General features: G+C 49.0%; 13 protein-coding genes. 5 read left to right on the plus strand and 8 right to left on the minus strand.

The window, feature by feature from the left end:
- Positions 1-126 precede the first annotated feature (126 nt).
- On the plus strand, positions 127-282 hold the full coding sequence (locus tag JW878_09040) for a 30S ribosomal protein S14 (protein MBN1763199.1): 156 nt from the start codon (positions 127-129) through the stop codon (positions 280-282).
- A 105-nt stretch (positions 283-387) separates the two neighbouring features.
- Positions 388-780, plus strand: coding sequence for a 30S ribosomal protein S8 (locus tag JW878_09045; GenBank protein ID MBN1763200.1), 393 nt, complete (start codon positions 388-390; stop codon positions 778-780).
- A gap of 110 nt (positions 781-890) precedes the next feature.
- On the opposite strand, the gene JW878_09050 is transcribed toward JW878_09045, so the two are convergent.
- The 4 genes from JW878_09050 to JW878_09065 form a co-directional block, all read right to left on the minus strand.
- The gene (locus tag JW878_09050; protein MBN1763201.1) at positions 891-1,856 is read right to left on the minus strand and encodes an ExsB family transcriptional regulator; all 966 of its coding nucleotides are present in this window, start codon (positions 1,854-1,856) and stop codon (positions 891-893) included.
- 57 nt (positions 1,857-1,913) lie between these two features.
- Positions 1,914-3,710, minus strand: a complete 1,797-nt coding sequence (locus tag JW878_09055; GenBank protein ID MBN1763202.1) for a KamA family radical SAM protein — start codon at positions 3,708-3,710, stop codon at positions 1,914-1,916.
- A 222-nt stretch (positions 3,711-3,932) separates the two neighbouring features.
- Entirely contained in the window at positions 3,933-4,451 is a 519-nt protein-coding gene (locus JW878_09060) for a hypothetical protein (GenBank protein ID MBN1763203.1), read from the minus strand.
- A gap of 445 nt (positions 4,452-4,896) precedes the next feature.
- The gene (locus JW878_09065) at positions 4,897-5,718 is read right to left on the minus strand and encodes a hypothetical protein (GenBank protein MBN1763204.1); all 822 of its coding nucleotides are present in this window, start codon (positions 5,716-5,718) and stop codon (positions 4,897-4,899) included.
- Positions 5,719-5,899: 181 nt separating this feature from the next.
- Here JW878_09065 and JW878_09070 point away from each other — a divergent pair, with 181 nt between their 5' ends.
- Positions 5,900-6,487, plus strand: coding sequence for a hypothetical protein (locus JW878_09070; GenBank protein MBN1763205.1), 588 nt, complete (start codon positions 5,900-5,902; stop codon positions 6,485-6,487).
- A gap of 173 nt (positions 6,488-6,660) precedes the next feature.
- On the opposite strand, the gene JW878_09075 is transcribed toward JW878_09070, so the two are convergent.
- On the minus strand, positions 6,661-8,352 hold the full coding sequence (locus JW878_09075) for an arginine--tRNA ligase (GenBank protein MBN1763206.1): 1,692 nt from the start codon (positions 8,350-8,352) through the stop codon (positions 6,661-6,663).
- A gap of 133 nt (positions 8,353-8,485) precedes the next feature.
- Here JW878_09075 and JW878_09080 point away from each other — a divergent pair, with 133 nt between their 5' ends.
- Positions 8,486-9,247, plus strand: a complete 762-nt coding sequence (locus JW878_09080) for a diphthine synthase (protein ID MBN1763207.1) — start codon at positions 8,486-8,488, stop codon at positions 9,245-9,247.
- A gap of 54 nt (positions 9,248-9,301) precedes the next feature.
- Here the strand turns inward: JW878_09080 and JW878_09085 are convergent, their stop codons facing one another.
- The 3 genes from JW878_09085 to JW878_09095 all read right to left on the minus strand — a co-directional run bounded on the left by JW878_09085 (position 9,302) and on the right by JW878_09095 (position 13,473).
- Positions 9,302-10,132 (minus strand): hypothetical protein, encoded by an 831-nt coding sequence (locus tag JW878_09085; GenBank protein MBN1763208.1) that lies wholly within the window; start codon positions 10,130-10,132, stop codon positions 9,302-9,304.
- A gap of 90 nt (positions 10,133-10,222) precedes the next feature.
- The gene (locus JW878_09090; GenBank protein ID MBN1763209.1) at positions 10,223-11,443 is read right to left on the minus strand and encodes an MFS transporter; all 1,221 of its coding nucleotides are present in this window, start codon (positions 11,441-11,443) and stop codon (positions 10,223-10,225) included.
- A 725-nt stretch (positions 11,444-12,168) separates the two neighbouring features.
- Positions 12,169-13,473: a DUF1015 family protein gene (locus JW878_09095; GenBank protein ID MBN1763210.1), complete on the minus strand. Its 1,305-nt coding sequence runs from the start codon at positions 13,471-13,473 to the stop codon at positions 12,169-12,171.
- Between the two features lie 366 nt (positions 13,474-13,839).
- Here JW878_09095 and tuf point away from each other — a divergent pair, with 366 nt between their 5' ends.
- A complete protein-coding gene (gene tuf / locus JW878_09100; protein MBN1763211.1) occupies positions 13,840-15,105 on the plus strand; it encodes a translation elongation factor EF-1 subunit alpha in 1,266 nt (421 codons plus the stop codon).
- Positions 15,106-15,147 lie beyond the last annotated feature (42 nt).

Below are 15,147 nucleotides of genomic sequence, written 5' to 3' on the forward strand. Positions count from 1 at the left end.
CAGAACGGAGTGAACGAGTGGCAAATCGAATTTCTCAAATATTTATATCAGGCAGGCACTTAAACAAGATATAGGAGAGGGAGATAAATATTTTATGGTAACAGGGGTATAATGAAGTGAGACAAGATGGTAAAAGAGAGGACAAAGCGATTTGGTAGAGGCGCGAACACGTGCAGGCGATGCGGTAGGAGGCGAGGTCTGGTTCGTAAACACGGGATCTATCTGTGCAGGCAGTGCTTCCGAGAGATAGCGAGTGAAATCGGATTTAAGAAGTATAATTAGCTGATTTTCGGAAGGCTGGGCATGAGAGGGGAGTTATTTAAACGCGTTCCATTCATAGGTTTTTATATACCGAGGGTGAATAAGAAATAGGAAAAAGGAAGAAAAATGTCGCTCAATGACCCGCTTGCAGATGCTCTTTCGCATATCAAGAATACAGAGAGAGTCGGAAAGATGGAATGTACGATCAAACCGGCCTCAAAGCTGATTGGCAACGTGCTGAGTGTAATGAAGGAAGGCGGCTATTTAGCCGAATTTGAATTTGTAGAGGACGGAAAGGCCGGATTCTTCAAGGTGAAGCTCGGCGGTAAGATAAACGATTGCAACGCGATAAAGCCGAGGTTTTACGTCCACATGAGGGAGTTTGAGGAATGGGAGAAGAGAGTTCTCCCGGCACGGGATTTCGGCATGCTCATCGTTACGACCTCTAAGGGCGTCATGTCGCACGCCAAAGCGATCGAGAACGGAGTTGGCGGCCAGTTGCTGGCTTTCGTTTATTAATCTGAGTTCGTCTAAACAGCTAGAAAGCAAAAAGACGAAAAAACCACCCGCACATTTGTTGCTTGCACGGGTGCATTCTTATTTACTCACTCTAATCAGAGTGTGAGCAATTAAACCGCTTCGATCGTTGATGGCGGTTTCTGGGTTATGTTGTACGTAACACTGACCACACCGGGCACTTCGGTCGTTATACGATCGGCTAATCGCTCTAACGTCTCGTATGGAAGTCTTGTCGGTGTTCCGGTCTGCGCATCGGTGCTCTCCCAGCATCGTACTTCGACTTGCATGCCATAATCCCGCTTGCCCTCACGCATGCCGGTGACTTTGTCCTCGTGCAGGATGGCTAAATACTGGAACGCTCCAGTGTTCTGCAATTCCGCTTCGACGATCGCTGTTGCTTTCCGTACCACGTCGACGCGTGCCGGTGTGACCTCGCCAATGACTCGTGCGGCCAATGCGGGGCCTGGGAATGGCGGTCTGCTGTAAAGCTCTTCGGGTAGCCCGAGCGCCTGCCCAATAACTCGTACTGCAGGCTTTCTGAGCTGGATGACGGGCTCAATAACGGTGTAGCCGAATGCCGCTTGCGTATCGATTCCTAACTGTGCGAGAATGTTATGCTGCCGTTTGACGCCCGCAACCGTCTCTTCGACGTCCGTAAAATTAGTGCCCTGGAGCAGATAATGCGCGCCGCTCTCCTTCACCAGCGTACCAAAGACTGTCTTGTAAAACGTCTGCGTAATCGCCTCGCGCTTCTCTTCGGGATCGGTAAGGCCTTTGAGCGCATCGAAAAACTGCTGCTTTGCATCCACAATCTCTACCAGTATGCCCATCGCCCGAAAGAGCGAGACGATCCGCTCCGGCTCGCCCTCTCTCATAATGCCATTCTCAATGAAATAGGTCTTCAGTCGATCGCCTAACGCTCGGTGACCCAGCAGCGTCACCGTAGACGAGTCAACACCACCGGATAACGCATTGATCGCCAAACTGTTGCCGACGACCAATTTAATCTCCTCTACTTGCTCTTCTATAAACGCTTCGGGATTCAAATCCTCGAGTTTCAGCTCTGTAAGTTCCATGATTCTAATAGGCCAAATCGGCATTATAAATATTTACAAAGCACGAGTAACCTCGCGTTAATAATAATACCAGATGCTCCGGTAATCGTCGGGATCTTCGCCTCGGTCCTTCAACTTCTCGAGATAGCTCCGTATCGTCACATCCGTGTACAGGTAGGGTTTTACTCTCGCTATATTCTTCTCCCAGGGATGGAATGCATACATTCTTCGCCCATCCGGCTGTATGGCAATGAGTTCACGGTCCTGCCAGGCTCGGAGATGATTCTTACCGAGGAAAGGCACGTTAAATACCGGCTCGTCCGTGCGGAAGATCCCGGGCAGCAATCGCGCCTCCTCTTTCCGCTCCTGCAGAATGCGCGCGAGTGGTACTGCGTAATCTTCGATCTCTGATTTCCCTTTCATATTGAAGGTGTAATACGGATCAACTCCAATCTGCTTTATCGCAATGCGTAATGCCGCAGTCTCGAATCGTCTGCTATTCGCAAAGGTGAACACCTGCTGGTTATACACGTGCATGCCATGCATCTTAACGCATCTGATCGCGCTCGCCGTCTCGGGCGTAACCTCGTACGGATGCTCGAAATGGGTGACCATGCAGAGTGTCTGCTTGCCCACCTCATAATAACTGGCAAAGATCTCGCACAGTTCCTCGGTGACCCGTTGCGGCACCGTAATGGGTATGCGCGTGGCGATTCGGATACTGTGCAAATGCGGGATTTCCGACAGCCGCTTCACGATGTACTCAATCATGGTATCGGTCATCGCTAGCGAGTCGCCGCCGGTGACCAGGACGTCCATCATACTCTCGTGTTCCGCGAACCAGTCTAAAGCCCGGTCAATGCGCTCTTTTGGCGCTAAGGCGTAATCCATTAACGGTTCCGTGAGTTCCCAGTTGCGTTGACAGTACACGCAGATCTGCGGACACGAATCGTACGGCTTGACGATCGCGACGGTGGGATAGCGGCGGGTAACGAGCTCTATCGGCGAGGTGTCGTGCTCACGCATGAAGTCAAACGCCAGCTCCTTATCCTCTTTATGCGCAATCATGTTCTCGACATAACTCAACGGCGGGAATACCTGCCTCCGTACCGCGTAATCATAATCCGTCGGCTCGGGATCCATGAGCTGCAAATAGTGCGGGGTGACCCCGAAAGGAACTTTATTCTCGATCGCGAGCTCAATGGCCTCCTCCTGGAGGGGGTTTAACGTGATTATCCTCTTGATCGTCTCGAAGCCCTGCTTGTTCTTGAAGACGTGCTTGAAGTGCCATTGCCAGTCGTCCCAGTCTTCCTCAGAGGCGCCGAGTTCTGCGAGAATCCGCTTCTTGTGCTCCTTGCGTCGTTCAACGATCTCAGGCTTGAGGCCACAGGGATACCGCACAAGATACGTGCTCATGCGCTGTCCCATCTGATCAAGGTAATCGGACCGTATTAACGCCGCTTCGCGTCCTTTATACTGGTCGAAATCAGGTATTGGTATGCCTTCCATCAAGCGTGAGGGGTAGACGTCCGATTGCCCTTTTATCGCTTTAAATAGATGCACAAACTCATCGATGAAATCGTTGGTTACTTCAGCATCGCCGGTTACTGCAGCAGTCCAGAGATGTTCCAACGCTGACGTCTCGGCTAAACGCTCATTTCGTGGAGAGATTATGTTCTCCAGGGCGCCAACGGCATCTTTAAGGACGATGTAATCCCATGATTTAATGTGATCAATATCACGGCGGTATGACCAATCCAACGCGTTAAGGTAGCTGATAATCTTCTCACGAGCGCTTTCTAACGTTTCACTCTCTTTCAAGAGCACGTATATCTCCGGTGCGGCCTCCCAGCACTCGTGCCAGCGTATCGCCATGTCCCACCGTAGCGTCATGTCCGTAGCTTCCATACTTCATATATGGCCTTCCACACATTTTACTTTTTACGGATTTTTGTTCGCGGGTGGGAGGGGTGAAGGGGCGTTGTGGTGTGGTTTTGGGCCTCTATAACTTACATGTTAGGAATAAAATTTCTGGTTAGTCATTAACTACAGATACGGGAAGGAAAGCCGATGTGTTGAAAAACGAAGGGTTTAACTTTACCGCTCGTCGTTTCTCTTAAGCGTGATTTTTTTAGAAATATCCTTATGTGTTGTTTTCAGTATCACTTTAGCATTAATTTGTTTTTTATCCTCCGGTAACAGAGTATTTTTAAAAACTGTTAAGGTAACTGTTTTTCTATCATTTCCTTCAATTCTGATGGGATTGAACTCAAATTCTAACCCATATGGATGCATAATTTTCTCATCAGACATGGATAGATTATTCAACTCTTCATAGTCAGAATAAAAATCAGCACCATTTAATGTAGTTGGTTCCAAACCTTTGTTTGTTAATTCAACTTTGATTCGTATTTCGGTTTCATTATATGTATCAAAATCTTGAACTTGGTGTGATGTAAATAAATCTTGCTCTAAATTTATTTTTAGATCCACTCTCTTTTTTCTAAATTCAATTAATCTTAAGAATAAAAGTGCAAACGCAATTAATGAGCCAAGTGTGTGAAACCAGTCAGAAAGGCTCATACCAGATATCGTTTGGATTATTTTTTCAAACATGTTTATTTTAAATTTAATCCTATTTTTTATTAGTTGTCATGGTGGTAGATAGCATCTGATAACTTATATCTCAACTTGGTTTACATACAATCCCTTCTGAGGGACTTCCCCCATATTTAATAATTTTATCCAACCTTTGTATCTGTGAGTTATCCAACAGGCTACTTACCCCCTACAATTATTACCCACGAGCACATATAATCCTTTCGTTTTCTCTCTATTTCCCCCGTCTTCTTCAACCACCTCTTGATACCACCTTAAACGCGCAGACCTGCACGGCTGTTTGTGCCTCCGTACATCTAAGCAAAGGAATCGAGAAGAAGTTACGCTTTAGGTAGGCAGGTAGGTAAACGCCGCGGTTTCCTTGCTGCACAAACCTTCTCGTTCAGAACGCGGTTTCTCTTCAAAACCTGATTTTTCAGTCGTGCCGAACGAGGGGACATCCTTATTGCAGTAAGTGCTTCAGTGCAGCCACCTCATTCGGGAAGTTTTTGGCTAACCGGTTCTTCTTCAGGTTCTCTTTCAGTATCCACCGAATATCCTTATCCTGTTTTCGCGACTCGATAAGCTGCTCCATGTATGCAAACCCCTCTTCTGGGATCGCAGCAATAACCACACTCAGGGTATACCCCAGCCCTTTCTTCAAGGCCGTGAACTGCTCTGATTTCCGCTCGTTCACGCTCACAATACGGTCAAAGATCTTTTTATGCAGCGCCAAGGCCCGTGCGGCGGTCTGCTTCTCTCGCAGCAGTAGAGGTTCTGCCACGCCTGCAGCCACGGCCCGCATCGCGAGCCAGTCGCCGTTAGCAATCCAACCTTCTAATTCGGTCAACGTCGTTTCACTTTGCGTTTCAATCAATCGCTGGAGAGCCATTGCCACTCCTTCCCGCATTCGCCAGCGAAGATCACCTGCTACCCCTCTTAACTGAGTTAGGGCTTCTTGATAGCATGCAGCCGAGACCGCACCAAGAGCTCCGACAGCGCACGCCCCACAGAACGGTAGGAATTCTTTCGGATCGTTTACCGGCGCTTCATCTGCGGAAATCACCGCTAATTGTGAACAGAATCGCCAGAGTTGTTCAGGAGCTTCTGCAAACAGTTCCTCGACGACTTCTGCAAACGTCACTGCCAGCTCCAGATTTCCTCTCGGTCCTGGGAGATTGCTATTTGCGAGAAGATAATTGACAATCGTATCGGCATTGCCCGTTTCGAGGAATTCGTCAAATAACGGAACCAGATCCTGTTTATGCTTCTCCTTCTTGTTCATTCCTGTGATTCCTCACGCCTTCGGCCCTTTCGCACTTCAATAGGAATAACGGGGCGATAGGTTATTAAATACAATCGTCCGTTTCTCGCTTTCCGCTCAATAACCTCATTCATACTCTTATTTCCGCCCGAGCAAGTTATTCATTCCACTTCGTTTTTCAGGCTCGTGTAAAATCTATCTCGTGCGCTCCTTTCAATCCAGGGGCAATGCACCAAACGGCGGGGCTTGCGGCATCTTTGCGTTAATAATAATAAACGGCAGCTTCATTGACACTACGATCCGCGACATTTCCGGGAATTCCACAGCCCGTGGCATCTGTAATATGTACGCGATCAATGTCAGTTTCTTGACCGGAGAGCTAACCAACTGCGGGCACGGGGCATGGCTGGAGGAAGGAGACAACAACCGGATTGAAGGGTTTATCATCCGCGATAACACGCTCTTTGATACGGGCGTGCACCTGGAAACCGATACGAATGATACAATAGTATGCCGGAACTGCTTCTTCAATAACGTGCTCCAGGCGTGGGATAACGGCACCAATAACATCTGGGATGGGAATTACTGGGAGCCTGAACCGGGAGAGCCTGGCGATCCCTACTTATACTTAATACCAGGAAATGCTGGAAGTAGAGACAACCACCCATTGAGTTACTGTCCGCTGTGTGCCGTGGAAGTACCGGTGCTAACTCTATTTGGATTACTAGCACTCGTCGGCCTGCTTTCGGCAGTTGTTGCAATGACCATAGCCACACGAAAGAGGCGTTAAAAAAAAGGCCTCTTTCACTTTTATTTTCCGTTTTAGCAGAGGGTTTCTTTTTTCAGAAAAGATAAAGTGTAAGAACGCTTTAACAAAGTTACATATTTAACCATCTCTTGTTCCGCCACAAAAAGAATAATTCTTTCTTAGCACAGGTTCTTTCTTATAGAAAGAAAGTGTTGTTACATCTCATCAGGCGCTTCGATGCCCAGCACCGCCAACACATCGCGTACACCGATTCGTGCACAGTCGACGAGCGCCAGCCGCGCTTTCATCAGGTCAGTTTCCGCCGTGAGCACAGGGCAATCTTTATAAAACTGATTGAAACCTTCGGCAAGCTCGCGTGCGTATTTAGCCACTTGATGCGCCTTCAAATCCGTAGCTGCTGCATCGATGATGGAATCGAGCTTGGATAACTTCTTTATTAACGTTATTTCGCTCGCATCCTTCAGTAGTGTGACATCGTAATCCTCGCTTACCACGTAACCCTGCTCCTCCGCGGCGCGTAGTATGCTGCACGCACGTGCATGCGAATATTGAATGAACGGTGCGCCTTTCTTCTCGATATCCAGCGCATCGTCGAAATCGAAGACGATATGCTTGTCCGGCGATACCTTCACCATATCGTACCGCAGCGCACCAATTCCCACCTTTCGCGCAATCTCACGCTTCTTCCGCTCATCCAGATCGGTTCTCCGCTTCGTCACCTCGTTACACGCCCGTTCCTCGATCCGCTCCATGAGATCGTCCGCCGCGATATAGCGACCCGCGCGCGTGGAGACCGAGCCGGACGGCAAAGAAACGAACGCGAAGATGACGAATTCCGGCGATTTAACGCCCAGTAGTTCCAGCGCCTTGGCCAATTGCTGTGAGACCAGCTCGTGATCTTTGCCAAACACATCTATTACGCGATCGCAGTTCGTGCCCTTCCAGCGATGGTACGCGAGGTCTCGTGTCGTGTAAAGCGAAGTTCCGTCTGTCCTCTGGATCACCAGCGCCTTCTCAATACCTTCCAGTTGCAGCAGTAGCGCGGAGCCTTCGCGCTTGATATCTCCCTTCTGTTTTAGCTCCTCGATTACACCCTGCACAGCGCCGCTTCTTGCAAATTCGCTCTCCCACACGAAGACCACCTGCTGGATATTCAACCGTTCGAAAGAGGCTTGAATGCCAGAAAGGCATTTCTGCACCGCCGCATTGTATTTCTGCAGAATCGTCGTATCGCCTGCCTCGTACTTTCGCATGAGTGCCCCTACTTCTTCCTGCAATTCCGCGTTCGCCTCCAGCAGCCGATTTGCCGCAATGTAAACGTCCGCAACGGCGTGGTCCGCTTTTTTCGTGTCATCGTAGGGTATTCGCTCCGCACCCCAGACGACAACCGCTATTTGCCGCCCCATATCGTTCAAATAATACTGCGTCTCCACCTCGTACCCCGCACGCTTCAGCACGCGTACCAGCACGTCGCCGATAACCGCATTTCGCAGATGCCCGATGTGCAGCGGGCCGTCAGGATTCGCCGACGTGTGCTCGAGTATGATCTTCTCTCGCTTCTTCTCCGCTTCTAAGCCACGTTGTAGCTCGCGCAGAGTCTTACGCAAGAATGCGTCATTCACGAAGAAGTTAACATACGGGCCAACAGCAGCGACGTCTCCGATCAACGTGTCTTCCGTAGAGAGTTCCAGATGCTCAACAATATCCAAGGCGATGGCCGCAGGCGGCTTCTTGTATCTGCGCGCTAACGAGAACGCAAACCGGGACGCGAGATCCGCATGATCGCCCTCAGTCAGATCCAATGCCAAATCGCCGTACTCATAAGCGGCCTTTTCCAATGCGGCCTTCAGCACGTGCTCAGCTTCCTTTTTGAATTCGAGGAACATGGTCTGTGGTAGTAGTAGGAATACGGCTTTTTAAAGGTTTTAGCTTTTAGAACGAAACGTTCGTGCGAATCGGAGCAGACTGGATCGACCGTTCTCCAAAACTCTTTTCTTCTGGTAACTGGAACGTCTGTATATGCTCACGTTCGTTGGTCTCGGCCTGTACGATGAAAAGGACATAACCGTGAAAGGGTTGGAGGCGATACGAGCGGCAGATACCGTTTTCGCTGAGTTCTACACCTCGCCGCTGGGTGGCAAAGCGATCGATACGATGGAGGCGCTGTTCGGCAAGCCAATCGTTCTATTAGACCGCAGCGACATCGAGGAGCACGCAGAGGAAAGGATCTTATCGCGTGCAAAGGATCAAAACGTAGTGCTGCTCAGTGGCGGCGATGCGATGATTGCCACGACGCACGTCGATCTGCGGCTCCGAGCGATCGATAGAGGGATAGAGACGCGAGTGATACACGCGCCGTCCATTTCATCGGCAGTTGCTGGCATCTGCGGCCTTCAGAATTACAAGTTCGGTAAATCCGTAACGGTTTCGCCACCGTACAAGGACGTCATCTCAGAAGTGCCTTATGATACGATAAAGGCGAACAAGGAGCGTGGGCTGCATACGCTGCTCTATCTCGATCTCTCGATGCGTATCAACGATGCGGTCGAGTTACTGGAGGCAGTAGAAGTTAAAAGGGGTGGAACTGTGCTTAAAGAATCGATATTCGTGGGAATTGCACGAGCAGGCTCTGACAAGCCGGTGGTGAAAGCGGATCATTTAGAGGCGTTGAAGCATTACGAATTCGGCGAGCTGCCGCACGTGCTCATCGTTACCGGCGAACGCCATTTCCTTGAGAAGGAGGCGCTGATTAAGATCGCAGGGGCGCCAGAAGATATTTGAAATCTTCTTGAGTTTTTGCGTTCCAATTTTTTATTGATGCTGATTCTTCAGTCGTTATATCAAGTCTATCCCCAGAGGATTTTCAAGTTTCTTTAGTTCCGGATCGATCTCGTATTTGGTAAAGTTGTACTTTACTCGATACTCTTCTCTTATTTTTTCAAGTGCGTCTAAAAGCTCCTCATCTAATTCCTTTAATTGCCTTAACAAACCTTCAATCTCTTTATCAAGTTTATCAACCTGAGGTTTCTCTCTAAATTTTAATAGTTCATCTCGGTATGCTTCCCAGAAATCAATATTCGGTTGGACAGAATTAGGGCTTCGCTCTATTTCATATTCTCGATTTATAATAAAATTTCCAAAAATTATATCAGGCTTTTCAAAAGGTACTCCATTTAATCTATTAGATCCCTCCCGGGATTCATTGAATTTCTTTACCAAGACTTTTAAGCGCTCTTTAAGTTCAGGAGTTTTAACTTCTCTTTCAATCGTTGCATAGGCAGCATACAGCTTGTCATATAACGCATCGTGAGAAGAAAACTTTTCATTCAAATCAGGAAACTTATTGAAGACATCTCTCTCTGCGCTGCTACACGCTTTAATACCAGTACAGAGAAGTTTAGAAGGATATCCTTCGAAGAAACACATCCCTGTAGGATTGCGAATCCATTTGATTTTATTGTGTTCGATCGCCTCAATTTCTTTTTCTAGACGCTTGATAGTTGGAGTTAAAACCTCTTGAACTTCCTCTAAAATTTTGTTTCGCTCTCGATCTTGTACCATCAATTCCGTTTGTTTACTCACCTTTCTGGCATACCAAGCGGTTACCGCGACCAAAGCCGTGACAAGAATAATGTTGCTCAGTACACCAGCAGCATCCCAGTTCATTGATTCTCACGCTTTTTTATACTTCGTGTATAGTTATAAAGATGCCTATTTGTTGATGCTTCAGAAAAAAAATTCGGCCGGAGTTTTTACTTAAGCTGATTTTTTGGCAATTCCAACCATCCGCCACACCACAACCATCACCACAAGCAGCAGCACGGCATACGCAAGGAACAGCACTCGCGCACCGAAGACTTCAGAAAGCGCGCCGCAAACAAGTGGGATGCCGCCTAACCCTGCATAAAATGCCGTGTAATAGATCCCCATCACTTTCCCGCTTCGCTCTCGCTTTCGCTCTTGTCCCGGATCGTGTGCACCTTCTCCCGCCGTTGCTTTCGATGCCAGCGTTAACGTGCCCAGTGAAATCGCACCGAGCCCCGCACCGAGGAGAACGCTCATTATCACCAGCTCGAACACGGCTGTTGCGACGTACAGCACCAGCAAGCCGCACGCGCACAAAAACAAACCACCAAGCGCGAGGACGACCTCTCCAATCTTCGTCATCAGCCGGTTAAATCCCGCTTGCAACACTGCAAAGACGAGGAACATCGTCGAGAGAATTGCACCGATAACTCCTGCAGAGAGCCTGAGATTCTCGGGCGCAAACGCAAACGGAGAGAATAGAGCGCCCATAATTCCTGCGACGCCGATCCCGAAGAAGATCACGAGACAGGCAAGAGTCAATGTCTTCCTCTCCCGTTCAGATAACGATACCTTCGTCCCTTTTCTCTGCACTCGCATGGTCGTCGGCTCATGAACAAAGAGCACCACCAGTACCACGCTGAGCAGTGCAAACGCGACGCAGACGAAAAACGGCATGAAAAGACCGTACGCATCAAATAGAATGCCGCCTGACGCGGGACCGACCGCCAACCCAACACCCAGACCGATGTTATACACACCCATTGCACGACCTCGTTCTTCATACTTCGTCACCTCGGAGAGCAACGCGGTGATTGCAGGGAAGAACAAGCCCGCTCCCGCGCCCTGTAACGCCCGTACGAAGATCCAGTCATACGACTCGTTTGAAAACGGAAACAGCGCAGACGCAAGCGCATAAAGTAAAAGTCCCACGATGATCAACGGCTTTCGCCCCACTTTATCCGACATAGCACCGCCAGGTATATTGAGCGGGGTGCTCGTGATGGTAAAGGCCGAGAAGATCAAAGCAGCGACGAGGAACGGCGCTCCTGAAGCCTCCACCCACGTGCCGAGCAGTGGCGCAATGACCGTGACGCCGAATTGCGTGCTGAAAACGCAGATCGCTGCGATAATAACTACCTTTGTAAGCCTCTGGTCAGCGTCTGAATGCATGTAAAGTAATAAATTTTTCCTTCTTAATTAACCATTATCCTCTCACGGGTGGTTTGTTTTGTACTGTACCTCCAAAATCACTTCTTCAAGGATCTTTCTCCCCTTCGCTCTTCTCTCTTTCACTTACTCACTCACTCTTCGGTACGTCACGATCATTCGGAACGGAAATTGCTACGTAGCCCTGAGTGTTCCACTCCGGAACTAATGATCGATCAAAATCGACCTCCTCGCAGATAGAGGTTACTTGTCTTGTCGCTTGTTTTACCGAAAGCAAGTCCCTCAATAACTGTAAAATTTAAGCTTTTGCTACGGTAGTAATGTGAAACAAAATGTGTTAATCTACATCCAAGAACACGAAAATATCACTAATCCTTATATAGGACAAAGTAGTTGCTAACCTTAACCTAAGGGATAAACCAAAGGATGGAATTCAAAAGAAGTCTTGATAAGAAAGGAACCACAAGAAGTCCTCGTAAACTGCGATACCTCTGTGGCTATTGCAGTGGTACCGGTACGAGACGGGGAGATTCAACATTACCCTGCCTTATCTGCGGCGGTACTGGGCGCCGGCCGTCTAAATTGAAAAACGAGTGTATGTGCTGTGAAGGGTCGGGTCTGAAGCCGGGGAGCATAGCGTTACCCTGCCCAACCTGTGGCGGGTGGGGTTATATTAAAGGATAGCATTCCACTCATGTGCGATAGACTTACCGTAACAATTCACACCACTACTTCCATTTCCACATCACGATACCCTCAGCAACCTTGGGCAGAAAGAGCGTTGACTTCTGCGGGAACACCTTCTTCTCCACGTGCGCCTTGTATTCCACATCGGCTATACGCAGCCGTCTGAGGAAGAACGCAACCTCGTACGCTTCCTTATCCACTTTCTCGATCGCCTCTTGCGGACTGGCGGTGAAGACCACATCCTCAGGCTCGCCAATAAGCGTTGGCCCAATAAGCCATTCGTGCAGGCTGATGACATCCAGTCCCACTCGCTCGCCGCGGGCCTCCGCTAATTTCCCGATTCTTTCCTTATCCGCTCGCAGCACGTAGTACTTCTCTCCGTCGTACATACCAAATCGCACGTCAAATTCATCGGTGCTTTCGTTAAGCCTCGAATAGATCTGTGCCTCGCCCGCACGCTTGTCGTACGATTCTACCGTGAAATAATCCGCTATCCTCGCCCATAACTCCTCCCTACGGCATTGCCGCACACAGCGATGCCAAGGTAGCAATAAAAGCGCTCGATCACCGCCTTCTACCAGCATCATCAGCGTATATGCCGTGCCCTCTTCCTGATCCTTACTCACCTGATACGCCGCGGTGTATCGGTGGTGCCCATCAAGAATCATGATCCGCTTCTCACGCACGAGCTGCTGGATCTTATCAATAACGTCCTTGTCCGCTACCTCCCAGAGCAGGTGGCGAGCGCCGTTTATCACAACGTCCATGACCGGCTTTCGCTGCTCATCTAGCTCCAAATCCGGCCTGTGAAAGCCCAGGTAATCCTCAAAGATGTTGTTTATCTCATGGCCCGGCATGTTGTATTCCGCGACGATCGGCGAGAAGTTCATGCCGCACGCTTTCATCAGATGGCTTCGCTCGCGCGTCTTCGTCTCAAACGTCTTCTCATGCCCCACTATGCTGTGCTCGTTGAGTTTATCGACCTTCACCAATGTGACCAACCCGAATGCGAAATAGACCTCTCTTCGCTCCTCTCTGGGGATTTGCTCCACTAGACTCCTCGAGAGGCTGTACCGAATCCCGTAGATATAGAACGCGGGGTGGTCACGCCCTTTCAAAATCCCCTCGGCGAAAAGGCGCTCTAAACTCAGTTTCGCGTAATCTACGAAATCGTCCTCCGCCACGCCCTCTTTTCTCGTGCTAAAATGGATTACATTGTTCCTATCGGCTGCATAACGCTCGTACTGCTGCGCATCAATGGTATCGTAGACAGGGCATACCAGTTCGGCTCTGGTCTCCAGTTCCGGGTTCAGTATCGTCGCCTTGAACGGTCTTATCTCCACCATCTCCTCACTTCCCTACTCTATCACTATTTCGTCATTTGTTTTAATTCTTTCCGCTTTTTCGTTCGATGACCGACCACGGAACGAGTGTATGTTATTCAAGAAAGCTCGTGACGATTTCCTTCACGGTAACTTCTCCCTCCCTGGTATCGTCGTTAGATGCGCTGGTGTACGGCGTGCGCTCTACCAATCGCGGGCCTCATTCAGGTTTCTGCTTCTTTGGCACTCGGTTTAAATTTTAAAAGTGCGCTTCAGAAGAAGCCACACGCCAGAAGATAAATATAATAAAAACAAATAGGATGTAAATCTGTAAACAATATAAATCCGTAGGTTGTATAGATTAGAAGAAAGATAGGAGGAAAATGAAAGATGGCAGAGAAAGAGCACATGAATTTGGCTATGATAGGGCACATAGACCACGGGAAATCAACGCTGTTGGGACGGCTGCTGATGGATGCAGGGGTCATTGATCCACATGTAATCGATGAGTACAGGAAAAAGGCACAAGAGATAGGAAAAGGATCATTCGAGTTCGCTTGGGTGATGGATAGTTTGAAGGATGAACGAGAGCGGGGCATTACCATAGACGTCGCTCATCAGAGATTTGATACTAATAAGTATTATTACACAATCGTGGATTGTCCGGGTCACCGAGATTTCGTGAAGAACATGATTACCGGGACCTCGCAGGCGGATGCAGCGGTGTTAGTGGTAGATGCCAAGGACGGGATAATGGCACAGACCAAGGAGCATGTCTTCTTAGCAAGAACCTTGGGCGTAACGCAGCTCATTATCGCTATCAATAAAATGGACCGGGTGAATTACGAGCAGAAGAGCTACGAAGAACTGAAGAAGGCGCTTTTAGAACTCTTGGGTGTTGTGGGCTATAAAGAAGGAGCGCTCGTGTTTATTCCTGTTTCTGCGTTCGAAGGCGAGAATATCACGAAGCCCAGCGAGAAGATGAAATGGTTTGATGGACCTACCCTTTTGGATGCACTGGACCTCATGAAAGTGCCAGAAAAACCCATTAATCTCCCGCTTCGATTACCGGTGCAGGATGTATATACCATAACCGGCGCGGGGACGGTTCCCGTGGGCCGGGTGGAGACCGGAAAGATAAAGAAAGGCGACACGGTGATTTTCAACCCGCCAGCCAAGACCGGTGAGGTGAAATCGATAGAGATGCATCATGAAGAAATCCCAGAAGCTATTCCGGGCGACAATATCGGCTGGAATGTGCGAGGGGTCGGTAGGACGGATATACGGCGAGGCGACGTATGTGGGCATACAGACAATCCGCCAACGATTGCAGACGAATTTACCGCGCAGCTCATTGTGCTTCAACATCCGACCGCCATTACGATTGGCTACACACCAGTGTTCCATTGTCACACTACTCAGGTCTCTTGCACAATAACCGAGATTGCCAAAAAGTTAGATCCACGAACCGGTGCGACCAAAGAGGAGAATCCAGACTTCATAAAGACCGGCGATGCCGCTATTGTAACGGTAAAACCGTCGAGACCGCTGGTTATCGAGCGTGTGAAGGAGATACCTCAGCTCGGTCGGTTCGCTATCCGTGACATGGGGCAGACCGTTGCCGCTGGCATGGTTATGGATATAAAGGAGAAATAAAGCTAGGCTACACAAAGCGACGTAACCAAATACGAAGCGAAG

This window comes from Methanomicrobia archaeon (genome assembly GCA_016930255.1).
Classification (GTDB): domain Archaea; phylum Halobacteriota; class Syntropharchaeia; order Alkanophagales; family Methanospirareceae; genus JACGMN01.

Bases quoted from the DNA above. Each gene is read 5' to 3' on its own strand.
- JW878_09040 (MBN1763199.1), top strand. From the start codon at position 127: ATGGTAAAAGAGAGGACAAAGCGATTTGGTAGAGGCGCGAACACGTGC.
- JW878_09045 (MBN1763200.1), top strand. From the start codon at position 388: ATGTCGCTCAATGACCCGCTTGCAGATGCTCTTTCGCATATCAAGAAT.
- JW878_09050 (MBN1763201.1), bottom strand. From the start codon at position 1,856: ATGGAACTTACAGAGCTGAAACTCGAGGATTTGAATCCCGAAGCGTTT.
- JW878_09055 (MBN1763202.1), bottom strand. From the start codon at position 3,710: ATGGCGATACGCTGGCACGAGTGCTGGGAGGCCGCACCGGAGATATAC.
- JW878_09060 (MBN1763203.1), bottom strand. From the start codon at position 4,451: ATGTTTGAAAAAATAATCCAAACGATATCTGGTATGAGCCTTTCTGAC.
- JW878_09065 (MBN1763204.1), bottom strand. From the start codon at position 5,718: ATGAACAAGAAGGAGAAGCATAAACAGGATCTGGTTCCGTTATTTGAC.
- JW878_09075 (MBN1763206.1), bottom strand. From the start codon at position 8,352: ATGTTCCTCGAATTCAAAAAGGAAGCTGAGCACGTGCTGAAGGCCGCA.
- JW878_09080 (MBN1763207.1), top strand. From the start codon at position 8,486: ATGCTCACGTTCGTTGGTCTCGGCCTGTACGATGAAAAGGACATAACC.
- JW878_09085 (MBN1763208.1), bottom strand. From the start codon at position 10,132: ATGAACTGGGATGCTGCTGGTGTACTGAGCAACATTATTCTTGTCACG.
- JW878_09090 (MBN1763209.1), bottom strand. From the start codon at position 11,443: ATGCATTCAGACGCTGACCAGAGGCTTACAAAGGTAGTTATTATCGCA.
- JW878_09095 (MBN1763210.1), bottom strand. From the start codon at position 13,473: ATGGTGGAGATAAGACCGTTCAAGGCGACGATACTGAACCCGGAACTG.
- tuf (MBN1763211.1), top strand. From the start codon at position 13,840: ATGGCAGAGAAAGAGCACATGAATTTGGCTATGATAGGGCACATAGAC.